Origin of the sequence: Streptomyces sp. NPDC047706 (genome assembly GCF_043204795.1) — a bacterium.
Lineage (GTDB): Bacteria > Actinomycetota > Actinomycetes > Streptomycetales > Streptomycetaceae > Streptomyces.
This window is the reverse complement of the sequence record NZ_JBIDCW010000027.1, coordinates 77,583-98,327: the sequence shown is the minus strand read 5'-3', so window position 1 is coordinate 98,327 and position 20,745 is coordinate 77,583. Positions and strand designations below refer to the sequence as shown.

General features: G+C 71.9%; 21 protein-coding genes and 1 pseudogene. 13 read left to right on the top strand and 9 right to left on the bottom strand.

Going from position 1 to position 20,745, the window contains the following annotated elements:
* Positions 1 to 155: 155 nt before the first annotated feature.
* The 3 genes from ACGF8A_RS27885 to ACGF8A_RS27875 form a co-directional block, all read right to left on the bottom strand.
* The gene (locus tag ACGF8A_RS27885) at positions 156 to 761 is read right to left on the bottom strand and encodes a TetR family transcriptional regulator (protein ID WP_393112824.1); all 606 of its coding nucleotides are present in this window, start codon (positions 759 to 761) and stop codon (positions 156 to 158) included.
* A complete protein-coding gene (locus ACGF8A_RS27880; protein ID WP_393112822.1) occupies positions 758 to 1,582 on the bottom strand; it encodes a sugar phosphate isomerase/epimerase family protein in 825 nt (274 codons plus the stop codon). Before ACGF8A_RS27880 ends, ACGF8A_RS27885 begins: the two co-directional genes overlap by 4 nt.
* A gap of 447 nt (positions 1,583 to 2,029) precedes the next feature.
* Positions 2,030 to 2,962: a Ppx/GppA family phosphatase gene (locus tag ACGF8A_RS27875; protein ID WP_393112820.1), complete on the bottom strand. Its 933-nt coding sequence runs from the start codon at positions 2,960 to 2,962 to the stop codon at positions 2,030 to 2,032.
* 197 nt (positions 2,963 to 3,159) lie between these two features.
* On the opposite strand from ACGF8A_RS27875, the gene ACGF8A_RS27870 reads away from it, so the two are divergent.
* Positions 3,160 to 3,924: a hypothetical protein gene (locus ACGF8A_RS27870; RefSeq protein WP_393112854.1), complete on the top strand. Its 765-nt coding sequence runs from the start codon at positions 3,160 to 3,162 to the stop codon at positions 3,922 to 3,924.
* A gap of 20 nt (positions 3,925 to 3,944) precedes the next feature.
* On the opposite strand, the gene ACGF8A_RS27865 is transcribed toward ACGF8A_RS27870, so the two are convergent.
* Positions 3,945 to 5,678, bottom strand: a complete 1,734-nt coding sequence (locus tag ACGF8A_RS27865) for a hypothetical protein (protein ID WP_393112818.1) — start codon at positions 5,676 to 5,678, stop codon at positions 3,945 to 3,947.
* Between the two features lie 243 nt (positions 5,679 to 5,921).
* Here ACGF8A_RS27865 and radA point away from each other — a divergent pair, with 243 nt between their 5' ends.
* Together radA and disA are read left to right on the top strand one after the other, a co-directional pair.
* Complete coding sequence (gene radA / locus ACGF8A_RS27860; RefSeq protein ID WP_393112816.1) at positions 5,922 to 7,331, top strand: DNA repair protein RadA; 1,410 nt, start codon at positions 5,922 to 5,924, stop codon at positions 7,329 to 7,331.
* A gap of 80 nt (positions 7,332 to 7,411) precedes the next feature.
* Positions 7,412 to 8,536 (top strand): DNA integrity scanning diadenylate cyclase DisA, encoded by a 1,125-nt coding sequence (gene disA, locus ACGF8A_RS27855; RefSeq protein ID WP_393112814.1) that lies wholly within the window; start codon positions 7,412 to 7,414, stop codon positions 8,534 to 8,536.
* A gap of 205 nt (positions 8,537 to 8,741) precedes the next feature.
* Here the strand turns inward: disA and ACGF8A_RS27850 are convergent, their stop codons facing one another.
* Positions 8,742 to 9,584: a hypothetical protein gene (locus tag ACGF8A_RS27850; protein WP_393112812.1), complete on the bottom strand. Its 843-nt coding sequence runs from the start codon at positions 9,582 to 9,584 to the stop codon at positions 8,742 to 8,744.
* A 238-nt stretch (positions 9,585 to 9,822) separates the two neighbouring features.
* On the opposite strand from ACGF8A_RS27850, the gene ACGF8A_RS27845 reads away from it, so the two are divergent.
* The 5 genes from ACGF8A_RS27845 to cseC all read left to right on the top strand — a co-directional run bounded on the left by ACGF8A_RS27845 (position 9,823) and on the right by cseC (position 14,421).
* Complete coding sequence (locus ACGF8A_RS27845) at positions 9,823 to 10,758, top strand: A/G-specific adenine glycosylase (RefSeq protein ID WP_393112810.1); 936 nt, start codon at positions 9,823 to 9,825, stop codon at positions 10,756 to 10,758.
* Positions 10,759 to 11,059: 301 nt separating this feature from the next.
* Positions 11,060 to 11,608 carry a SigE family RNA polymerase sigma factor gene (locus ACGF8A_RS27840; protein WP_393112808.1) on the top strand — a complete coding sequence of 183 codons (549 nt, stop codon included), beginning with the start codon at positions 11,060 to 11,062 and terminating at the stop codon, positions 11,606 to 11,608.
* A 68-nt stretch (positions 11,609 to 11,676) separates the two neighbouring features.
* Complete coding sequence (locus ACGF8A_RS27835) at positions 11,677 to 12,294, top strand: hypothetical protein (protein ID WP_393112806.1); 618 nt, start codon at positions 11,677 to 11,679, stop codon at positions 12,292 to 12,294.
* Positions 12,295 to 12,343: 49 nt separating this feature from the next.
* Positions 12,344 to 13,054, top strand: a complete 711-nt coding sequence (gene cseB, locus ACGF8A_RS27830; protein ID WP_393112804.1) for a two-component system response regulator CseB — start codon at positions 12,344 to 12,346, stop codon at positions 13,052 to 13,054.
* A 20-nt stretch (positions 13,055 to 13,074) separates the two neighbouring features.
* Positions 13,075 to 14,421: a two-component system sensor histidine kinase CseC gene (gene cseC / locus ACGF8A_RS27825; protein WP_393112802.1), complete on the top strand. Its 1,347-nt coding sequence runs from the start codon at positions 13,075 to 13,077 to the stop codon at positions 14,419 to 14,421.
* A 41-nt stretch (positions 14,422 to 14,462) separates the two neighbouring features.
* On the opposite strand, the gene ACGF8A_RS27820 is transcribed toward cseC, so the two are convergent.
* The 3 genes from ACGF8A_RS27820 to ACGF8A_RS27810 all read right to left on the bottom strand — a co-directional run bounded on the left by ACGF8A_RS27820 (position 14,463) and on the right by ACGF8A_RS27810 (position 17,120).
* Positions 14,463 to 14,900: a VOC family protein gene (locus ACGF8A_RS27820; RefSeq protein WP_393112800.1), complete on the bottom strand. Its 438-nt coding sequence runs from the start codon at positions 14,898 to 14,900 to the stop codon at positions 14,463 to 14,465.
* A 180-nt stretch (positions 14,901 to 15,080) separates the two neighbouring features.
* The gene (locus tag ACGF8A_RS27815; RefSeq protein ID WP_393112852.1) at positions 15,081 to 15,485 is read right to left on the bottom strand and encodes a helix-turn-helix transcriptional regulator; all 405 of its coding nucleotides are present in this window, start codon (positions 15,483 to 15,485) and stop codon (positions 15,081 to 15,083) included.
* 126 nt (positions 15,486 to 15,611) lie between these two features.
* Positions 15,612 to 17,120 carry an MDR family MFS transporter gene (locus ACGF8A_RS27810; protein WP_393112798.1) on the bottom strand — a complete coding sequence of 503 codons (1,509 nt, stop codon included), beginning with the start codon at positions 17,118 to 17,120 and terminating at the stop codon, positions 15,612 to 15,614.
* 159 nt (positions 17,121 to 17,279) lie between these two features.
* Between ACGF8A_RS27810 and ACGF8A_RS27805 the strand changes: the two genes are divergently transcribed.
* Positions 17,280 to 17,861, top strand: coding sequence for a TetR/AcrR family transcriptional regulator (locus tag ACGF8A_RS27805; RefSeq protein ID WP_393112796.1), 582 nt, complete (start codon positions 17,280 to 17,282; stop codon positions 17,859 to 17,861).
* A gap of 28 nt (positions 17,862 to 17,889) precedes the next feature.
* On the opposite strand, the gene ACGF8A_RS27800 is transcribed toward ACGF8A_RS27805, so the two are convergent.
* The gene (locus ACGF8A_RS27800) at positions 17,890 to 18,570 is read right to left on the bottom strand and encodes a M23 family metallopeptidase (RefSeq protein WP_393112794.1); all 681 of its coding nucleotides are present in this window, start codon (positions 18,568 to 18,570) and stop codon (positions 17,890 to 17,892) included.
* A gap of 278 nt (positions 18,571 to 18,848) precedes the next feature.
* Between ACGF8A_RS27800 and ACGF8A_RS27795 the strand changes: the two are divergent.
* The 4 genes and pseudogenes from ACGF8A_RS27795 to ACGF8A_RS27780 form a co-directional block, all read left to right on the top strand.
* Positions 18,849 to 19,166: pseudogene (locus tag ACGF8A_RS27795) on the top strand (hypothetical protein); the annotation flags it as partial.
* A 76-nt stretch (positions 19,167 to 19,242) separates the two neighbouring features.
* Complete coding sequence (locus ACGF8A_RS27790) at positions 19,243 to 19,533, top strand: hypothetical protein (protein ID WP_393112792.1); 291 nt, start codon at positions 19,243 to 19,245, stop codon at positions 19,531 to 19,533.
* Positions 19,530 to 19,712, top strand: coding sequence for a hypothetical protein (locus tag ACGF8A_RS27785; protein WP_393112856.1), 183 nt, complete (start codon positions 19,530 to 19,532; stop codon positions 19,710 to 19,712). Before ACGF8A_RS27790 ends, ACGF8A_RS27785 begins: the two co-directional genes overlap by 4 nt.
* A 362-nt stretch (positions 19,713 to 20,074) precedes the next feature.
* Positions 20,075 to 20,704 carry an HAD family acid phosphatase gene (locus tag ACGF8A_RS27780; protein ID WP_393112790.1) on the top strand — a complete coding sequence of 210 codons (630 nt, stop codon included), beginning with the start codon at positions 20,075 to 20,077 and terminating at the stop codon, positions 20,702 to 20,704.
* Positions 20,705 to 20,745: the final 41 nt, after the last annotated feature.

The following is a 20,745-nucleotide window of genomic DNA, read 5'->3' as shown; positions in this document are numbered from 1 at the left end:
TCGCTCGCTCCTTCGGAGAAATCTGACTTCTACGAGCGTACGCCGGTGCTCCAAGGGATGGACACTGTGTCCGGAATGCGGGATGCGTGTCTCAGGGTGGTCCGGTTCCCGCTCGTCAGAGGCGGTCTCCTCGCTCGTCGGGGGGAACCCGCTCGTCAGGGGCCGGTCAGATGCCCCTGCACGACCGGAGCGACGCGCTTGATGATCACCTCGAGGTCGGCCGAGGCCAGCGGCTCCAGCTTGATCACGTACCGCATGATGGCGACCCCGACCATCTGCGCGGCCGCGAGCTCCGCCCTCAGCTCCGCGTCGGGCAGGCCGAGCTGGGAGGCCACCTTGCGCAGCAGCTGCGCGGCGACCAGGCGGCGGAAGACGGCCGCCGCCACCTCGTTGGTCACGGCGGACCGCACGACCGCCAGCAGCGGGGTCCGGGTGACGGGGTTCTCCCAGATCCCGAACAGGAACCGGGCGAACCGCTCGCCGACGCCGTCGGCCGGTCCCTCGAAGATCACGTCGGGCGCCTTCAGGGCGGGCGCGAAGACCGCCTCCAGCGCCTCCTGGAAGACCTGCTCCTTCGTACCGAAGTAGTGATGCACCAGCGCCGAGTCCACGCCCGCCGCCTTGGCGATACCGCGCACGGACGTCTTCTCGTAACCCCGTTCGGAGAACTCCTCGCGGGCCACGGCGAGGATGCGGTCGCGGGTGTCGCCGGACTCCGCGCGAGGGGGCCTGCCGCGTCCGCGGGCGGGCGCGCCGGTCATCGCCGGGGCACCTTCACGGCGGAGGCCAGATGGAGCCGGGTGAAGGCCAGCGCCTCGGCGAGGTCGGCCTCACGCTCGGCGCCGGACATGGCACGGCGGGTGTTGACCTCGATCACGACATGGCCGTCGAAACCACTCAGGGCGAGGCGTTCCAGCAGTTCCGCGCAGGGCTGGTTGCCACGGCCGGGGACCAGGTGCTCGTCCTTGTTGGAGCCGCCGCCGTCGGCCAGGTGCACGTGCCCGAGACGGTCGCCCATGCGGTCGATCATGTGCAGGGCGTCGGTGCGGGCGGTCGCGGTGTGGCTGAGATCGATCGTGAAATGCCGGTAGTCGTCCTTGGTGACGTCCCAGTCGGGGGCGTACGCGAGCATCTCCCGGTCGCGGTAGCGCCAGGGATACATGTTCTCTACGGCGAAGCGCACATCCGTCTCGTCCGCCATCCGCCAGATGCCGACGACGAAGTCGCGCGCGTACTGGCGCTGCCAGCGGAACGGCGGATGGACGACCACGGTGCTCGCGCCGAGCTTCTCCGCGGCCGCCCGGGCTCTCTGGAGCTTGACCCAGGGGTCCGTGGACCACACGCGCTGTGTGATGAGCAGGCAGGGGGCGTGGACGGCGAGGATCGGGATCTGGTGGAAGTCGCTGAGCCTGCGGAGGGCTTCGATGTCCTGGCTGACCGGTTCGTTCCACACCATGACTTCGACGCCGTCGTACCCGAGGCGTGCGGCGATCTCGAAGGCCGTCGCCGTCGACTCCGGATAGACGGAGGCCGTCGAGAGGGCGACCTTCGCATCCGGGACGCGTACGACTGGTTCTGCCACGGAGACAGGGTAACGGCGCGCCGGGAGGTGCGGCGTTCGAGCCGGGGTCGGGGCCGGGGCGGCCGTCGGGATTCGGCCGGGGGCGGCGACGGGCGGGCCTGAGCGAGCCGAGCCGAGCCGGGGCGGGCCGGGCCGGGGCGGGCCGGGCCGGGGCGAGGCGGGGCGGGCCCGGGCCGGGGCGAGGCGGGCCGGGGCGAGGCGGGCCGGGGCGAGGCGGGGCGAGGCGAGGCGGGCCGGGGCGAGGCTGAGCGGGGCGCAGGGGCAGGAGCAGGGGTGGGGGCCGCGGTGGGGGCCGCGGTGGGGCATTCCGCGCAGGCGGGGCGGCCGGCGCTGACGGGGGTTCGCCGTCGGGCCTCGGCCAAGGGCGGGGGCCGCGGCAGACAGCACGCCACAGCCTCGCGGGGCGGATCGCCCCGCCCCGTACGGCACCTCCGGCCGGCGTCCGTCTCAGCCCGGTCCCATGTGATCCAGTCGGCGCAGGATGACGCCTTCCCGCAGCGCCCAGGGGCAGATCTCCAGCGTCTCGACGTGGAAGAGGTCCATCGCCGCCTCCGCCACCAGCGCGCCCGCGAGGAGCTGGCCGGCGCGGGCCTCCGAGACGCCGGGGAGTTCGGCGCGTTCGTCGGTGGTCATGGCGGACAGGCGGGGCACCCAGGACTCCAGGGTCTGCCGCTTGAGTTCACGCTGGACGTAGAGGCCCTCGGCGGAGCGGGCGGCGCCGCCGATGCGGGCGAGCTGCTTGAAGGTCTTGGACGTCGCGACCACGTGGTCGGGAGTGCCGAAGCGTGTGAACTCGCCCACCGTGCGGGCGATCTCGGCACGGACGTGGCGGCGCAGTGCCCTTATGTCGTCCGTGGAGGGCGGGTCGCCGGGCAGCCAGCCGGAGGTCAGCCGGCCGGCGCCGAGCGGCAGCGACACCGCCGTGTCGGGCTCCTCGTCGATGCCGTACGCGATCTCCAGGGAGCCGCCGCCGATGTCGACGACCAGCAGCCTGCCCGCGGACCAGCCGAACCAGCGGCGGGCGGCGAGAAAGGTGAGGCGGGCCTCCTCGGCGCCGGTGAGGACCTGGAGGGCGACGCCGGTCTCGTCCTGCACGCGCGCGAGTACGTCGTCGGCGTTGGTGGCCTCGCGCACGGCGGACGTGGCGAACGGCAGGAGTTCCTCGACGCCCTTGTCCTCGGCGGCCTGCAGCGCGTCGTGCAGGACGGCGATCAGCTTGTCGACGCCCTCCGGGTCGATGGCGCCGCCCCCGTCGAGGAGCTGGGCCAGGCGCAGTTCGGCCTTGTGCGAGTGCGCGGGCAGCGGGCGCGCGCCGGGGTGCGCATCCACCACCAGCAGATGCACCGTGTTGCTTCCCACGTCGAGGACACCGAGTCTCATGTACGGAACGCTACTGCCCGCCGCGCCGCGCACCGTCCCCGAGGCGGTCCCGGGCCGGGCCGCGGGCGACTTACCCTGGACAGGTGCCAAAGACGAAAAAGGCGAAGACCGACAAGGCAGACAAGAAGGCCAAATCGGCCAAGGGTTCTTCCCAGGATTCTTCGCGGGCGAAAGCACCGAAGACGTCACAGCAGACCCTGGCCGTCCCGGCAGGCGACGAGAAGGGCCTCGACTTCCCGCGCGCGTGGGTGGAATTCCCGGATCCGGCGGACGACGAGCAGGTGTTCCGCTGCGATCTGACATGGCTCACCTCACGCTGGAACTGCATCTTCGGCAGCGGCTGCCAGGGCATCCAGGCGGGCCGCGCGGACGACGGCTGCTGTTCGCTGGGCGCCCACTTCTCCGACGAGGAGGACGAGCAGCGGGTCGCCGAGCATGTGGCGAGGCTCACGCCGGATGTCTGGCAGAACCACGCCGAGGGCACCCGGAACGGCTGGGTCTCCGAGGACGACGAAGGTTCCCGGCAGACCCGCCCGTACCACGGCTCCTGCATCTTCCAGAACCGCCCCGGCTTCGCGGGCGGCGCGGGCTGCTCGCTGCACATCCTCGCCGTGCGGGAGGGCCGCGAGCCGCTGGAGACCAAGCCCGACGTGTGCTGGCAGCTGCCGATCCGGCGGACGTACGACTGGATCGACCGGCCCGACGACACCCGCGTGCTCCAGATCTCCATCGGCGAGTACGACCGCCGGGGCTGGGGACCGGGCGGCCACGACCTGCACTGGTGGTGCACGTCGGCGACCTCGGCGCACGGCGCGGGCGAGCCGGTGTACGTCTCCTACCGGCCGGAGCTGACCGAGCTGATGGGCAAGGCGGGGTACGACCGCCTGGTCGAGCTCTGTGAGCAGCGCCTGGCGTCGCAGCTGCCCCTGCTGGCGCCGCATCCGGCGGACCCCCGGGTCTGACACGCGGCGGACCACGGGCCCTAGGGGGTGCCGGGGCTGGGCGTCCCGCTGTCGCTGGGCGGCGGCGTCGGGCTTCCCGGCGTCGAAGGGCCGGACGCGCCGGGGGTCGGCTCGGGGTCGGGCGGCGGGGTGGTCGGCGTCGGGTCGGGCGGGGCGGGGGTCGTGGGCGTCGGGTCCGGGCCGGGCGGGGTCGGCTCGCCGGGGCCACCGGGCGTGCTGGGCCCCGGGTCCGGGTCCGGGCCGGGGTCGGACGGGGTCGGCGCGCTGCCGTACCCCTGGATGGAGACGATCGCGCCGGCCGGTGAGACGGCGACCCGTGCGCTCCAGAACCCCGAGGGCTCGCGCAGATGGTCGACGTACACCTTGATCGTCAACGTCTCGCCGGGGCGCAGCGTTCCCGAGGATCGGCTCAGGTAGAGCCAGGAGGCAGCCGTGGTCGCGGACCAGCGGACCGGTGCGGACCCGGCCGCCGTGAGGGTGACGAGGGTGGTGTCGCCGGCGTGGTCCGCGGCCACCGTGAGCCGGCCCGCGCCCTTGTGCCCGCCACCGGCGACGCTGATGACCTCCACCGACACATCGGGCTCGTTGCCCTGGGAGAAGCGGCGGCCCGGGCTGGTGCCGGCGTTGCCCGCGTTCTCGTAGCCGCCGCCCACGGTCTCGCCGTCGAGGGTGCCGGGGCCGTCGTCCCGGCTGGCGGTGGCCTCGCGGCCGCCCTCGCCCTCACCGGCGATCGGCCCGCCGCGGTAGGCCGACCACAGCGCGATCACCGGAGCGGCCACCACGGTGGCGACGACCGTCGTGGTGACGGCACGCGCGCGGAGGCGGTCTCTTCGGGCGGCGCGGTCCTTGGGGTCCATCGGAAAGCCCCGCCGGTCGAAGCGGGGCGCGGCAGCACGCCCGCGGGGGTGGTGCGCCATGGCGATGTGCAGGGCCGCACGGGGCGCCTCCAGGACGGGCAGCTGGGCCGGGCCAGGAGCGGCACCCGGCCAGTTGCCGGGGAGCGCGCGCTCGGCGGTGCGCCGGCAGCGGGGGCAGTCGTCGACGTGCCGGACCAGTTCCCGGCGCAGGGCGCTGCTGAGCACCAGTTGGTTGTCGCCGGTGAGGCGGGCGACCCCGGGGCAGGACCCGGTCCCGACGACGGCGAGGGCCGCGCGGGTGCGCTCCACCTCGCAGGCGGCGGAGGAGAGCAGGTCACGGGCGGCGGCGAGATCCATGCCGAGGACGGCGGCGACCTCGTGGGCGGACAGGTGGTGGCGCACGGCCAGTTCGAGCGCCTCGCGCTGCTCGGGGGTGGTGCCGGCGGCCTCCGGCCAGGCGAGCAGGGCGAGTTCGCGCCGCCGCCGCTCCTGTGCCTGCTCGGAGACCGTGGGTGTCGGAGGCTGCGTGGCGCGCTTGCGGTCGGTGCCGTGCCGGCCCGCCGCGTGAGTGGCCTGACGTTTCTGCTTGGCCTCGGCCAGCTTGCGCAGGCAGGCCCAGCGGGCCAGCGCGTAGAGCCAGGCCCTGCGGTCGCCCGCGGACTCCGGGGCACGCTGGCCCCGGCGCTCGGCGAGCGCGAGGACCTCGCCCAGGGCGGCGGTGGCCGCTTCGTGGTCGCACAGCACGGACAGGCAGTACGTGAACAGGCCGTCCACATAAGGCTCGTAGCGCGCGGGCGGACGCTGCACCAAGGTGCGCGCCGCAGCGCGGTCACGCGCCTCACGGCGCGCACGATGTGCGCCAGTGGTGCGGGTCGTGGTGTCCGGGCTGCTGCTCATCACCCGGCGACCGTAGGCGGCGGCAAGTGGCGGCTTCCGCCCCGTTGAGCACATTTAATCCATACGGGTGAAACGATCCCTCATAAGGGGACAGGAACCCTCAGTTCCGTGGCTCGTCGTGACGGGGCCGCCAGTCGGGGGTGCGCAGGGGCGCGCGGCCGGGCGCGGGCGAAGCTGCCCGCGACGCGCTGTTCCGCGAGGCCCGCCCCCCGGCTGTCAGTGCCGGCGGCTACGGTTTCGTCCATGGCTGCCCGTACGAAGACCACCAAGGACCGTCCGTCCTACCGCTGCGCCGAATGCGGCTGGCAGACGGCCAAATGGCTCGGTCGCTGCCCCGAGTGCCAGGCCTGGGGGACGATCGAGGAGTACGGCGCGCCCGCGGTGCGGACCACGACGCCCGGGCGCGTCACGACGTCCGCGCTGCCCATCGGGCAGGTCGACGGCCGGCAGGCGACCGCCCGTTCCACGGGTGTGCCCGAGCTGGACCGGGTGCTCGGCGGCGGTCTGGTGCCCGGCGCGGTGGTGCTGCTCGCGGGCGAGCCCGGCGTCGGCAAGTCGACGCTGCTGCTGGACGTGGCGGCCAAGGCGGCGAGCGACGAGCACCCCACTCTGTATGTGACCGGTGAGGAGTCCGCGAGCCAGGTCCGGCTGCGCGCCGACCGGATCGGCGCCCTCGACGACCACCTCTATCTCGCCGCCGAGACCGATCTGGCCGCCGTGCTTGGCCACTTGGACGCGGTGAAGCCGTCGCTGCTGATCCTGGACTCGGTGCAGACGGTCGCCTCCCCGGAGATCGACGGCGCGCCCGGCGGCATGGCACAGGTCCGTGAGGTGGCCGGAGCGCTGATCCGCGCCTCGAAGGAGCGCGGCATGTCCACCCTGCTGGTCGGCCATGTCACCAAGGACGGCGCGATCGCGGGCCCCCGACTCCTGGAGCATCTCGTCGACGTCGTGCTGCACTTCGAGGGCGACCGGCACGCGCGTCTGCGGCTCGTACGAGGCGTCAAGAACCGCTACGGCGCCACGGACGAGGTCGGCTGCTTCGAGTTGCACGACGAGGGCATCACGGGCCTCGCGGACCCAAGCGGACTTTTCCTGACTCGTCGGGCCGAACCGGTCCCCGGCACCTGCCTCACCGTGACCCTGGAGGGCCGCCGCCCCCTGGTGGCCGAGGTGCAGGCGCTCACCGTCGACTCCCAGATCCCCTCCCCGCGCCGTACGACGTCCGGCCTGGAGACCTCCCGCGTCTCGATGATGCTCGCGGTGCTGGAGCAGCGCGGCCGGATCAGCGCCCTGGGCAAGCGGGACATCTACTCCGCGACGGTCGGCGGGGTGAGGCTCTCCGAACCCGCCGCCGACCTCGCCGTCGCCCTCGCCCTGGCCTCCGCCGCCAGCGACACCCCGCTGCCGAAGAACCTCGTCGCGATCGGCGAGGTCGGCCTCGCGGGCGAGGTCAGACGGGTCACGGGCGTGCAGCGCAGGCTCACGGAGGCACACCGGCTGGGCTTCACGCACGCCCTCGTCCCGGGTGATCCGGGCAAGGTTCCGGCCGGTATGAAGGTGCTGGAAGTCGCGGACATAGGGGACGCCCTGAGGGTGCTGCCCCGCTCCCGTCGCCGAGAGGCCCCTCAGGACGCGGAGGACCGCCGGTAGACTTTGCCCTGGTCTCGCCCGTCCGTACGAACCGAGTGCGGATCCGGGAGCGCCCAAGAACCTGCGACCGGAGGAGTGCAGTGGCAGCCAACGACCGGGCAGCAGCTCCCGGAAAGTCCGGTGGGAGTGCCGGTACCGATGGCCTGATGCGCGCCTCGCTGAGCGCCGTCGCCCCCGGCACGTCCTTGCGTGACGGCCTTGAGCGCGTCCTGCGCGGCAACACCGGCGGCCTCATCGTGCTCGGCTCCGACAAGACCGTCGAGTCCATGTGTACGGGTGGATTCGTCCTGGATGTCGAGTTCACGGCGACCCGGCTGCGCGAGCTGTGCAAGCTGGACGGCGGCATCGTGCTCTCCTCCGACCTGTCGAAGATCCTCCGGGCGGGCGTGCAGCTGCTCCCCGACCCGACGATCCCGACCGAGGAGACCGGCACCCGGCACCGCACCGCCGACCGCGTCAGCAAGCAGGTCGGCTTCCCGGTGGTCTCGGTCTCCCAGTCCATGCGGCTGATCGCCCTCTACGTCGACGGCCAGCGCCGCGTCCTGGAGGACTCCGCGGCGATCCTGTCCCGCGCCAACCAGGCACTCGCGACCCTGGAGCGCTACAAGCTCCGCCTCGACGAGGTCGCGGGCACGCTGTCCGCGCTGGAGATCGAGGACCTGGTGACGGTCCGCGACGTCTCGGCGGTGGCGCAGCGGTTGGAGATGGTGCGCCGGATCGCGACCGAGATCGCCGAGTACGTGGTGGAGCTGGGCACCGACGGGCGGCTGCTCGCGCTCCAGCTGGACGAGTTGATCGCGGGCGTGGAACCCGAGCGGGAGCTGGTCGTCCGGGACTACGTCCCCGAGCCCACCGCCAAGCGCTCCCGCACGGTGGACGAGGCGCTGGCCGAGCTGGACGCGCTCAGCCACGCCGAGCTGCTCGAACTGCCCACGGTGGCGCGCGCGCTGGGTTACACCGGCTCCCCCGAGGCCCTGGACTCCGCGGTCTCGCCGCGAGGCTTCCGGCTGCTGGCCAAGGTGCCGCGGCTGCCGGGCGCCATCATCGACCGGCTGGTGGAGCACTTCGGCGGCCTGCAGAAGCTGCTCGCCGCGAGCGTCGACGACCTCCAGACGGTGGACGGCGTGGGCGAGGCCCGCGCCCGCAGCGTCCGGGAGGGCCTGTCACGCCTGGCGGAGTCGTCGATCCTGGAACGGTACGTCTAGCGCCCAAAGGGGCGCGAGGAACGGCACGCCCAACGCCGCAAAGGGGCGGGGGGGAACTGCGCGACCAGCCACGACGAACCCGCACCCGCCACACCACGCAACCGCACCCGCGACCGCAAGCGCCCCGGCGACGACCCGCACCTGACCACACCGACCACCGACCATCGCGCCACGAGCACCCGCCCAGCACAGCGCAGCACAGCGGTCAGTCCGCGTCCAGCACGAACGACGCCCGCAACGTCCCGAAGCCCGCCGCCTTCCCCTCCAGCAGATACGTCCCCGGCCCGGCAACCCCCGCCGGAGGCGTCCCGCACTCCGGGGCGCTCGGCTTGCGGTTCCAATCCACGGTGTACGTGATGCTCTCCCCCGCCGGCACCCGGTACAGCAGGCTCCCGGCGCCCTTCGGGCAGTGCGCCGACGACCAGTACGTGTCGTCGTCTCCGCCGGCCTGAGTGATCGTCAGCACCGCTTTCCTCGGCCCGAGATCGACCTTGCAGTCGCCGCCGGATGTGTTCTTCGCGGTCAGCCGGAACGCAGGTGTCTCGTCGGGCGAGTACGCGTTGCGCACGCTGCGCAAAGTCAACGTCACGGCGTTCGGGCCGCAGTTGGGCAGCGAGGACCCGGCCGGCAGCGTGCCGCCCGTACCGGCGCCACCGCCGGAGACTCCCGCGACCGTACCGCCGGAACCGGATCCGCCCGGGTCTGCGGAACCGCCGCCCGCGCCCGGACCCGTACCGGCGCTGTCGCCCGTGCCGTTCCCTGCGTCGCCCCCGCCGGATTCCCCGTCGCCCGGCTCGTCACCCGGCTCGTCGCGCCCGCCCGGCGCTTCGGTGATGGCCGGCCCGGAACCGGAGGGCCCCGGCGTGATCGAGGGCGCGGGATTCTTGCCGTCCGGGCCCCCCGCGCCGTTGCGGCTCCCCCCGCCCCCCGACGTCACGATCCAGGTGACGAGCAGGGCCATCAGGGCGACGACGGACAGCATGATCACCCTCCGTCGCCAGTAGATGGAGGAGGGAAGCGGCCCGACCGGATTGCGCAGAGATCCCACGGCGCAAACTGTACGAGAGATCGGTGCCTTCACCGGCCCCACCCGCCGCCTGGAGCCACAACTTTTCCGGATCATCATCCCGGAAACGCCGCGCGCGCGTACGTCAGTTGGGTGCGCGGGGCGGGGCGGCGGCCCCGGGCGCCCTCCGGCCCGTGTCCCCGGGCTCGATCTGCCGGGGCGCGAAACGCATCGCATCAGCACGGTCGATCCGCACCGGCATGGCAGGATCGGAAGTGCCATGACTGCTCCCACGAAGCCCCCGCACACCAGCCCCGCCGAGGCCCGCAACGGCTCCCCGAGCGGAGACGACCTCCATTCCCCCGTCATCGACTGGTTCGACGAGCACGCGCGCGACCTGCCCTGGCGGCGCCCGGAGGCCGGCGCGTGGGGCGTGATGGTCAGCGAGTTCATGCTCCAGCAGACCCCGGTCAACCGCGTACTGCCCGTCTACGAGCAGTGGCTGGCCCGCTGGCCGCGCCCCGCCGACCTCGCGAAGGAGGCCCCCGGCGAGGCCGTGCGCGCCTGGGGCCGGCTCGGCTACCCGCGCCGCGCCCTGCGCCTGCACGGCGCGGCCGTCGCCATAACGGAACGGCACGGCGGCGACGTACCCACCGACCACGCGCAGCTGCTCGCGCTGCCCGGCATCGGCGAGTACACCGCGGCCGCGGTGGCGTCGTTCGCCTACGGGCAGCGGCACGCGGTGCTCGACACCAACGTCCGCCGGGTGTTCGCCCGCGCGGTCAGCGGCGTGCAGTACCCGCCGAACGCGACGACGGCCGCCGAGCGCAGGCTGGCCAGGACCCTGCTCCCGGACGAGGAGGGACTCGCCGCCCGCTGGGCGGCCGCCTCGATGGAGCTGGGCGCGCTGATCTGCACGGCCAAGAACGAGGGCTGCCACCGCTGCCCGATCGCCGCGCAGTGCGCGTGGCGGCTGGCGGGCAAGCCGGAGCACGAGGGTCCGCCGCGGCGCGCCCAGACGTATGCCGGTACGGACCGCCAGGTGCGGGGCAAGCTGCTGGCCGTGCTGCGCGAGGCGCACGCACCCGTGCCGCAGGCGCGCCTCGATCGCGTGTGGCACGAGCCGGTGCAGCGCGCCCGGGCCCTGGACGGCCTGGTCTCGGACGGTCTGGTGGAACCGCTTCCGGGCGGCCTGTACCGGCTGCCGCACAGCTGACGCACGGTGGGGCCGACGGACGGGCGGCGGGCGCAGCGATGAGCTGACGCGCAGAAGGATCACAGCCCGCCGCTCCCTCATGTCACAGCGCAGGCCCCTCCCCCAGCACCCAAATCCCCCCATACCGCCCTCAACTCCCCTGTGCCTTTAGCTGTTTCCTACTTCCGTTACACAACCGACGGACAGCCGAGCGTCCACCGCAGGCTGCTTCGCACAGCCCCGTGACAACGCCTCCGTAGCTTCATCCCTGTGCCCGGCAGGGGGGCACGGTCAAGCAGAACGGGGATGGAGGCGGTTGATCATGGCGCAGGGTGACGTGGGCGAGGTGCTCGGGTTCGAGGAGTACGTCCGCACCCGGCAGGAGGCGCTGCTGCGCAGTGCCCGCCGGCTCGTCCCGGACCCGGTCGACGCCCAGGACCTGCTCCAGACTGCACTGGCGCGGACGTACGGCCGCTGGGACGGCATAGCCGACAAGCGGCTGGCGGACGCCTATCTGCGCCGGGTCATGATCAACACGCGGACTGAGTGGTGGCGGGCCCGCAAGCTGGAGGAGGTGCCCACCGAGCAGCTTCCGGAGTCGTGCGTGGACGACTCCTCGGAGCAGCACGCGGACCGCGCCCTGCTGATGGACGTACTGAAGGTGCTGGCCCCCAAGCAGCGCAGCGTGGTCGTGCTGCGACACTGGGAGCAGATGTCCACGGAGGAGACGGCCGCCGCCCTCGGCATGTCGGCCGGAACGGTCAAGAGCACGCTGCACCGGGCGCTCGCCCGGCTCCGCGAGGAGCTGGAGGCCCGCGATCTGGACGCACGCGCGCTGGAGCGTGAGGAGCGGGAGCGTTGCGCTGCCTGACCGGCAGGTCCGGTGCCGACACCGGCGCCGGACCCGGGTCCACACCGGCCCGAGGTGCTTTTCCGGCGGTGAGCACGGCCGTGGCCGTGCTCACCGCCCTCAGCCTTTCACTGTCCGCCTGCGCGACGGGCGGCACCGGCGCCCGGGACGAGGGCCCCGCTCACGAGGAGCCGGTGGCGGGCAACGCGGTGAGCCCGGCCGCCCCGGTCTCCGCGGTACCTCCGTCCAGAAGCCTGACCCGGGCCACGGCGGTCAAGCTGCTGCTGGCGGATCCGCAGGTCTCGGCGGCGGTCAAGCGTGTCCTGAAGCCGTGCGTGGGGGACGAGTACCCGGTCGACCTGTCGTACGGCGATCTGACCGGCGCCACCGCGGATGACGTCGTCGTCAACGTCGTGACCTGCACTGATGTCGTCGGTATCGGCTCGTACGTGTACCGCGAGGAAGCCGGCAGCTACCGGAACGTCTTCCAGGCGGAGGAGCCGCCGGTCTACGCCGAGATGGACCGCGGAGACCTGGTGGTCACCAAGCAGGTGTACGAGAAGGGCGACCCGGTGTCGAGCCCGTCCGGTGAGAACGTGATCACGTACCGCTGGGCCGCGGGCCGGTTCACCGAGGAGTTCCGCACGCGCAACGACTACAGCGCGGTCGTCGGCGCCGAACCGACCGTGGCGCCCGAGAGCAACTGACCGGGGTACCGAGGGGTACCGACCCAACGGATACGGACTGAGAGCACGGATGGCAGACCAGACCCACGTCCTGTTCGTCGAGGACGACGACGTCATCCGCGAGGCCACCCAGCTCGCCCTGGAGCGGGACGGCTTCGCGGTCACGGCCATGCCCGACGGGCTGTCGGGGCTGGAGGCGTTCCGTGCGAACCGGCCCGACATCGCGCTGCTGGACGTCATGGTGCCCGGCCTCGACGGGGTCAGTCTGTGCCGCCGGATCCGGGACGAGTCGACCGTCCCGGTGATCATGCTGTCGGCGCGGGCCGACTCGATCGACGTGGTGCTCGGCCTGGAGGCCGGCGCCGACGACTACGTGACCAAGCCGTTCGACGGTGCCGTGCTGGTGGCGCGGATCCGGGCGGTGCTGCGCCGGTTCGGGCACGCGAGCGGCGGCACGGCGGGCCGGCCGGAGGAGGCGGACTCCTCGGCCGGCGCCGGTGTGCTGACCTTCGGGGACCTGGAGGTCGACACCGAGGGCATGGAGGTGCGCAAGGCCGGGCACCCGGTGGCGCTCACCCCGACCGAGATGCGGCTGCTGCTGGAGTTCTCGTCCGCGCCGGGCACCGTGCTGTCCCGGGACAAGCTGCTGGAGCGCGTCTGGGACTACGGGTGGGGCGGCGACACCCGCGTCGTCGACGTCCATGTGCAGCGGCTGCGTACGAAGATCGGTCAGGACCGGATCGAGACGGTCCGCGGCTTCGGCTACAAGCTGAAGGCCTGAGGGCGGGACGGGGCACGTCGATGCGGGGGATCAGCCGGCGCCTGGTAGGGGCGCGTGTGCGGCGTAGGGGCATCCGTACGGGACTGAGATGGAAACTCAGCGCGGCGATCGCACTGGTCGGCGCGCTGATCGCGATCGTGCTCAGCCTCGTCGTGCACAACGCGGCCCGGGTCTCGATGCTGGACAACGCGCGGGACCTGGCCGACGAGCGGGTGCAGATCGCCCAGCGCAACTACGAGCTGTCGGGGCGGCCCAACTTCCCCGACATCAAGATCGACGACCCGGGCCTGCCGTCCGCCCTGCGTGCGAAGGTCGAGGCGGGCCGCCGGGCCACGTACGTGACCGACCGGCCGGATGGCGGGCCGGACATCTGGGCGGCGGTGCCGCTCAAGGACGGGCATGTGCTGTCCCTGCACACCGGCTTCACCGACCGCAGCACGGACATCCTCAAGGACCTCGACCAGGCGCTGGTCATCGGCTCCATCGCGGTGGTGCTCGGCGGCAGCGCGCTCGGCGTGCTCGTCGGCGGGCAGCTGTCGCGCCGGCTGCGCAAGGCGGCCTCCGCCGCGAACCAGGTCGCCAAGGGCGAGCCGGACGTGCGGGTGCGCGAGGCCATCGGCGGGGTCGTCCGGGACGAGACCGACGACCTGGCGCGGGCCGTCGACGCGATGGCGGACGCGCTGCAACAGCGGCTGGAGGCGGAGCGGCGGGTCACCGCCGACATCGCGCACGAGCTGCGCACCCCGGTGACCGGGCTGCTGACCGCGGCCGAGCTGCTGCCGCCCGGCCGCCCGACCGAACTGGTGCTGGACCGGGCGAAGGCCATGCGCACACTGGTCGAGGACGTACTGGAGGTGGCCCGCCTCGACGGGGCCTCCGAGCGGGCCGAGCTGCAGGACATCATGCTGGGCGAGTTCGTCGCCCGGCGGGTGGCGGCGAGGGACGCGGGGATCGGCGTGCAGGTGGTGCACGAGTCGGAGGTGACGACCGACCCGCGCCGCCTGGAGCGCGTGCTGTTCAATCTGCTCGCCAACGCCGCCCGGCACGGCAAGCCGCCCATAGAGGTCACCGTCGAGGGCCGGGTCATCCGTGTCCGCGACCATGGCCCGGGCTTCCCCGAGGACCTGCTGGCCGACGGCCCCAGCCGGTTCCGCACCGGCAGCATGGACCGCGCCGGTGTCGGCCACGGCCTGGGCCTGACCATCGCGGCCGGCCAGGCCAGGGTGCTGGGCGCCCGCCTGACCTTCCGCAACGTCCGCCCACCGGGCGCCGCCGACCACATACCGGCCGAGGGCGCGGTCGCCGTCCTGTGGCTGCCGGAACACGCGCCGACGAACACGGGCAGCTATCCGGTCCTGGCCGAGTAGGCACCCCGCACGAAGGGACGGACGTACGTGCGGGGCCCGGCTCAGCAGCCGAAGTCCTTCGAGAAGTCCAGCTCCTCGCTGCGCTGCGTCAGCGAGTACCAGTTCCCGTTGTCGTCGCGGAAGACCGCCTCGATGCCGTACGGCCGCTCCTGCGGCTCCTGGAGGAACTCCACCCCGCGCTGCCGGAAGGTCTCGTGGTCGCCCCGGCAGTCGTCGGTCCGGAACGCGCCCGCGCCGATGACGCCCTTGCTGACCAGCTTCTTCAGGGCTTCGGAGGACTCGGCGTCGAGGCCGGGTCCGTCCAGGCTCATCAGGGCCAGCTCCACCCCCGGCTGCTCCTTGGCGCCCACGGTGACCCACCGCATGTCGCCCATCGGCACCTCGCTGCGCACCTCGAAGCCCAGCTTCTCGGTGAAGAAGGCCTTGGTGCGCTGCTGGTCGAAGGTCCACACGGTGGTGATGCCCAGGCCGGTGATCATCGCTCTGCTCCCCTGCGTCGGTAACGGCTTGTGCTCGTCACGGTAGGCGGGGCAGCAGCCGGGGCGCTTCTCCGGAATTGCTCAGCGCCGCGGCCGCCGCTCCGCCTCCCGGGGAACGCGCGCCACACGGCCGCCGGCCGCCTCGCGCCGGCCTTCCGGGCCGCGGCGGGCAAGCGGTGGTCACGGGCGGTCCACCGGCGCGCGGCGCGGGAAGCCGCCGGCCCAGAGCATGGCGTAGCACCCGGGTATCAGGGCCGCCCCGCTGCCGACGTGCTGGGTCCGGTACTCGCTGGGCGTCAGGCCGGTCCGCGCCTTGAAGCGGGTCGAGAAGGTGCCGAGGCTGCTGAAGCCGACCAGGTGGCAGATCTCCGTGACGGTGAGGTCGGCGGCGCGCAGCAGCTCCTCGGCCCGCTCGATCCGGCGGTGGGTGAGGTACTGGCCGGGTGTCTCGCCGTACGCCTCCTTGAAGGCGCGGACGAAGTGGTACCGCGAGTAGCCGGCGTGCGCGGCGACCGTGGCCAGGTCGAGTGCGGGGTCGGCCCAGTCACGGTCCATCGCGTCCTTCGCCAGCCGCAGAAGGCGCATCTTGTCCATGGGCCGATGGTGACACGGGGCACCGACATCCCCGCCGGCTCCGCGACGGGGCACCGGCCACGGGCCGTCGAGGCCGTGCCCGGTACCCCACCCCGCCCGACCGCATCCCCGGGGGGCTCAGACCGCCTCACCCAGCGGCACAGGCGCCGGCTTTTCCTCGTCCTTCGGTCCCGCACCCTTCAGCGGCACCTCCTTCACGAACACCGCCGCGATCAGCGCGGGCACGGCCACCGCCGCGCCCAGCAGGAACGCCCCGTGCGTCCCGGACGTCACCGCGAACCGGTACGCCTCCCGGGCCGCCTCCGGCAGCTCGGCCAGGCTCGCGGCGTCCAGTTGGGCGGACCCTTCGGTCATCTCGGAGCCCAGCGCGCCGGCCCGCCGGGCCATCTCGTCCTGGACCCGGTGGTTGAAGAGCGCGCCCATGATCGCGACGCCGAAGGAGGAGCCGAGGGTACGGAACAGGGTGGTGGAGGAGGACGCGACGCCCATGTCCTTCATGTCGACGCTGTTCTGCGCTATCAGCATGGTGATCTGCATCAGGCAGCCCATGCCGAGCCCGACCACCGCCATGTACAGCCCGGAGGTCAGCCGTGAGGTTTCGGTGTCCATCAGGGACAGCAGATACAGGCCGGCGACCATCAGCGCACCGCCCACCACCGGGAACAGCTTGTACCGCCCGGTCTGCGTGGTCACCCGCCCCGCCACCATCGACGTGACGAGCATCGCGCCCAGCATCGGCAGCAGCAGCAGTCCGGAGTTGGTCGCGGACGCTCCCTGCACGGACTGCTGGTAGAGCGGCAGGAACAGGGTCGCGCCGAACATCACGAAGCCGACGACGAATCCGATGAAGGACATCAGCGTGAAGTTCCGGCTGCGGAAGATGTGCAGCGGCAGGATCGGCTCGGTCGCCCGGGTCTGCCAGAACACGAAGCCGGTGAGCGCGGCGACTCCGATCCCGGTCAACTCCATGATCACCGCAGACGTCCAGGCGTACTCCGTGCCGCCCCAGGTGGTGACGAGCACGATCGCGGTGATGCCGACGGTCAGCAGCGCGGCGCCCAGGTAGTCGATCCGGGCCTCGGAGCGCTTCTTCGGCAGGTGCAGTACGGCAGTGATGGCGATCAGCGCGACCGCGCCGAGCGGCAGGTTGATGTAGAAGGTCCAGCGCCAGCCCCAGTGGTCGGTGATGGTGCCGCCCACCAGCGGTCCGCCGATCATCGCCAGCGCCATGACGCCGGCCATCATGCCCTGGTACCTGCCGCGCTCCCGGGGCGGAATCAGGTCACCGATGATCGCCATGACGCCGACCATCAGACCGCCGGCGCCCAGACCCTGCACGGCCCGGAACGCGATCAGCTGTCCCATGTCCTGGGCCATGCCGCTGAGCACGGACCCCAGCAGGAAGATCACGATCGAACTCAGGAAGACGCCCTTGCGCCCGTGCATGTCGCCGAGCTTGCCCCAGATCGGGGTGGAGGCCGCGGTCGCCAGGGTGTACGACGTCACCACCCAGGACAGGTGTTCCAGACCGCCGAGCTCACCCACGATCGTCGGCATCGCGGTGCCGATGATCATGTTGTCGAGCATCGCGAGCATCATCGCGATCATCAGGGCGAGCAGGACCACCCGCACGCTCCTCGGTTGCTTCCCCTCTTGCACCGCTTTCCCCCAACTTACTTGCCGCCCGGCTAGTTCCCGCGCGAACCTAGCCCGGAAACTAGCCGGGCGTCAAGCAAGTTATTCTCCTGCCAGGAAGTGCGGGGAAACGCGAGGACGGGCGGCAGGATGGACGGCACCAAGCAGCGCCGGCGGGGCGACACCCGCCAGCGCATCCAGGACGTGGCCCTCGACCTCTTCGCCGAGCAGGGCTACGAGAAGACGTCGCTGCGCGAGATCGCCGAACGGCTGGACGTCACCAAGGCGGCGCTCTACTACCACTTCAAGACCAAGGAAGAGATCCTGGTCGGCATCTTCGACGACGTGATGCAGCCGATCGACGAACTGATCGAGTGGGGCAGCCGTCAGCCGCACACCCTGGAGACCAAGCAGCAGATCGTACGGCGCTACAGCGAACACCTCTCCGCCGCCGCGCCCTTGTTCCGCTTCATGCACGAGAACCAGGCGACGGTGCGGGAGTTGCGCATCGGCGACCTGTTCAAGGACCGCATGAAGGGCCTGCGCCACATCATCATCGACCGGGACGCCACGCTGGCCGACCAGGTCCGGTGCGTGAGCGCCATCTTCACGCTGCACGCCGGGATGGTGTTCGTGATGCAGGAACTCGAAGGCGACCCCGAGGAGAAGCGCGAAGCCATCCTCGAAGTCGCCGTCGACATGGTGACCCAGGCGCACCGGGGTGCGTCCTAGTGCCTGTTGCGGCACTAGTTCACGTCGCTCAGAGCTTGATGCCCTTGGTCCGCAGGAAGGCGACCGGGTCGATCGCCGTGCCGTAGTTGGCGGAGGTGCGGATCTCGAAGTGCAGGTGCGGACCGCTGGAGTTGCCGGTGTTGCCGGACAGGGCGATCTTCTGGCCGGTCGCGACGACCTGGCCGACCCGCACGTCGACGCGGGACAGGTGGGCGTACTGCGAGTAGGTGCCGTTGCCGTGCTTGATGACGACGGCGTTGCCGTACGCGGGGCCGTCACCGGCGCCGTTGCCGCCGGCCTTGACGACCGTACCGCCGTGCGCGGCCATGACCCTGGTGCCGGTGGGGACGGCGAAGTCCTGCCCGCTGTGGGTGGACTGCCACATGCCGCCGGCCTGGGCGTAGCTGGCGCTGAGGCTGTAGCCCTTGACCGGGGCGGTCCAGCCGACGGCCTTCTTCGCGGCGACCGACTTGGCGTTCGCCTTCTTGGCGGCGGCGACCGTGGCCGCCTTGGCCTGAGCCGCGGCCTGCGCCTCGACGGCGTGCGCGACACCGGTGGAGGCGGTCGTGGCGGCGGCCGTGGAGGTGTTGGCGGCGGCCGCGACCCCGGCCCCCAGCACGACCGAGGCGCCGACACCGGCGGCCAGCACGGCCGCGCGAGTGCGGAGCTGGGGCGTACGGGACGAACGGGACGTGACACGCGTGAACATGCGAAACCTCACGGGACGGAGACAGGGAACCATCCGGCGCAAAAGGCGTCTGCCGGGCTGGCCATCCCTTGGTACCGGTCGCACCCCTTGAGGCCAAAACGTGTGATCTACTATTCAAACTAGGGGTTTCCGGCGTATTGCCGAAACTCTTGACAGAGCACCCATCTTGCGTGAATCAGCTTAAATAGGCGTATCCGACACCTGAGTTATTGATGGAAAAGTCCGTTTTGCCCGACCAGTGCTCGCTACTACTCCCCCTAGGACCGGACAAATGACCTGTGCGGCATGTCACCGGCGGGCAGGCTCCGGGAACCCTTGAATGTGACCGGCGCTACTCTGCTGTCTCCTGCCAACAGGGCTCAGGGGGAGGCCGGGTGGAGCCGCCGGTCATCGGCGTACGGCTGGCGTCGGCCGTGGCCGCGCCGCTCGTGCGGAAGCTGTTGGTGAACGAGGGCGCGGGCGCCGGACTGGTGCGGCGGCCGGTGCGGATCTCTTCGTACGTCTCGTTGCGCGGCGAGAAGCGACACCTGGACCGCGGGGACCTCGCCCGGCTGGCCACCGAGCTGGTCCGGCACGCACTGAACGGCTCAGGCGAGCGCCCCTTGCCCCGGACGAGGTGCCGGCCGTGCACACGCCCCGGCCGACACGCTGTACGCACTCGGCGAGCTGGACATGACCGACGTACAGGCCGTCGAGTTCGGCCACGAGGCGCTGGCCGGACGGCTGCACGCGGCGAGCGGCATGCCGGATCGCGCCCTCTTCCTCGACGCGGCCCACTTCTACCTCGGCACCCTCACCACCGCCTGCCTGCACATCCTGCACTTCTTCACGCGGCGTTCGACGTTCGTGCCCGCACCCTGGTCGAGCAGTCCCGCCGTCAGCGCGAGCCGGTGGACAAGGTCGACGCGCTGCTCGCCCGCACCGCACCCGCGTCCGACCACGCCTTCGAACAGCGCTGTATGACGTACGTCACCACCAAGTACGGCCATCTCACCGTCTACGGCGTCGACCTGGTCAACGCACCCGACCGCTGGCCGCTCGACGTCGCCTACCTCAGCCTCCAGGCACTGCACCCGGCCGCCGACGGCGAACCCGCCGGTCCAGAAGGTCCCGGCCCCGCCCAACCGCGTTCCCCGGCCTGACGGAGCTGCGCGTCAACCGGCGGGCCGTGGGCCGGCCCGGTCCGCCCTTGCGCGCGTGACCAGGCTGCGGCTGAACAACTTCCACGGCACCGAGGACCTTTCCTCGGTGCGCACCCTTTCCCCGACCTGCGCGAGGTCGCCATCGATCTCGCGCCGACAGCATCGGCGTACCGGACCAGATCCGCGAACTCCCTCCGGCGGCACCGCACTTGACCAGAATTCGCGGTGCCGTGTGATGCACACCTCTGTACACCTACCGTTCAGTAACCCTACGGTTCCCCTCGCGCCACCCTCACGCACGACCATGCACACGACATGCCGGCCCCGTACGCACCGAGTACGGACGTGAAGGGACCCCCCAGATGACAAGACGCCACCCGTGGGCGAGCCGCGCCGCCGCCACCGCCGCCACCGCGGCCGCCCTCGTGGCCATCGCCGCCCCCGCCGAGGCCGCGGCCAGCACCGCCTCGACCACCACGGCCACCACCGCCGCCGCGGATGTCGACTACGCCACCTGGCAGAAGGACTGCCAGGCCGTGATGGACCAGGCGCTGCCGTACCTGAAGCAGCGGATCGCCCAGGCCAGGCCGGGCGAGAAGCAGGCGATCGTCTTCGACATCGACAACACCACGCTGGAGACCGACTTCGGCTTCAGCTTCCCGCAGCCGGCCAACAAGCCCGCCCTGAACGTGGCCAAGTACGCCCAGGAGCGCGGCGTCGACATCTTCTTCGTCACCGCCCGCCCGGGCATCATCCACCTGCCCACCGAGTGGAACCTCGAGCACGTCGGCTACGAGGTCGACGGCCTCTACGTCCGCGGCTTCTTCGACCTCTTCAAGAACGTCGCCGCCTACAAGACGGCCCAGCGGGTGGACATCGAGTCCAAGGGCTACACGATCATCGCCAACATCGGCAACAACACCACCGACCTGTCGGGCGGCCACGCCGAGAAGACGTACAAGCTGCCGGACTACGACGGCCAGCTCTCGTAACACCCGGGCCATGCGTGAGGGGCCGGCGCCTTCACAGGCAC

Excerpts from the sequence above, each read along its gene's own strand:
- ACGF8A_RS27885 (WP_393112824.1), bottom strand. The coding sequence starts at position 761 with ATGACCGGCGCGCCCGCCCGCGGACGCGGCAGGCCCCCTCGCGCGGAG.
- ACGF8A_RS27875 (WP_393112820.1), bottom strand. The coding sequence starts at position 2,962 with ATGAGACTCGGTGTCCTCGACGTGGGAAGCAACACGGTGCATCTGCTG.
- ACGF8A_RS27865 (WP_393112818.1), bottom strand. The coding sequence starts at position 5,678 with ATGAGCAGCAGCCCGGACACCACGACCCGCACCACTGGCGCACATCGT.
- radA (WP_393112816.1), top strand. The coding sequence starts at position 5,922 with ATGGCTGCCCGTACGAAGACCACCAAGGACCGTCCGTCCTACCGCTGC.
- ACGF8A_RS27845 (WP_393112810.1), top strand. The coding sequence starts at position 9,823 with ATGACTGCTCCCACGAAGCCCCCGCACACCAGCCCCGCCGAGGCCCGC.
- ACGF8A_RS27840 (WP_393112808.1), top strand. The coding sequence starts at position 11,060 with ATGGCGCAGGGTGACGTGGGCGAGGTGCTCGGGTTCGAGGAGTACGTC.
- cseB (WP_393112804.1), top strand. The coding sequence starts at position 12,344 with ATGGCAGACCAGACCCACGTCCTGTTCGTCGAGGACGACGACGTCATC.
- cseC (WP_393112802.1), top strand. The coding sequence starts at position 13,075 with ATGCGGGGGATCAGCCGGCGCCTGGTAGGGGCGCGTGTGCGGCGTAGG.
- ACGF8A_RS27820 (WP_393112800.1), bottom strand. The coding sequence starts at position 14,900 with ATGATCACCGGCCTGGGCATCACCACCGTGTGGACCTTCGACCAGCAG.
- ACGF8A_RS27815 (WP_393112852.1), bottom strand. The coding sequence starts at position 15,485 with ATGCGCCTTCTGCGGCTGGCGAAGGACGCGATGGACCGTGACTGGGCC.
- ACGF8A_RS27805 (WP_393112796.1), top strand. The coding sequence starts at position 17,280 with ATGGACGGCACCAAGCAGCGCCGGCGGGGCGACACCCGCCAGCGCATC.
- ACGF8A_RS27800 (WP_393112794.1), bottom strand. The coding sequence starts at position 18,570 with ATGTTCACGCGTGTCACGTCCCGTTCGTCCCGTACGCCCCAGCTCCGC.
- ACGF8A_RS27790 (WP_393112792.1), top strand. The coding sequence starts at position 19,243 with ATGACCGACGTACAGGCCGTCGAGTTCGGCCACGAGGCGCTGGCCGGA.
- ACGF8A_RS27785 (WP_393112856.1), top strand. The coding sequence starts at position 19,530 with ATGACGTACGTCACCACCAAGTACGGCCATCTCACCGTCTACGGCGTC.
- ACGF8A_RS27780 (WP_393112790.1), top strand. The coding sequence starts at position 20,075 with ATGACAAGACGCCACCCGTGGGCGAGCCGCGCCGCCGCCACCGCCGCC.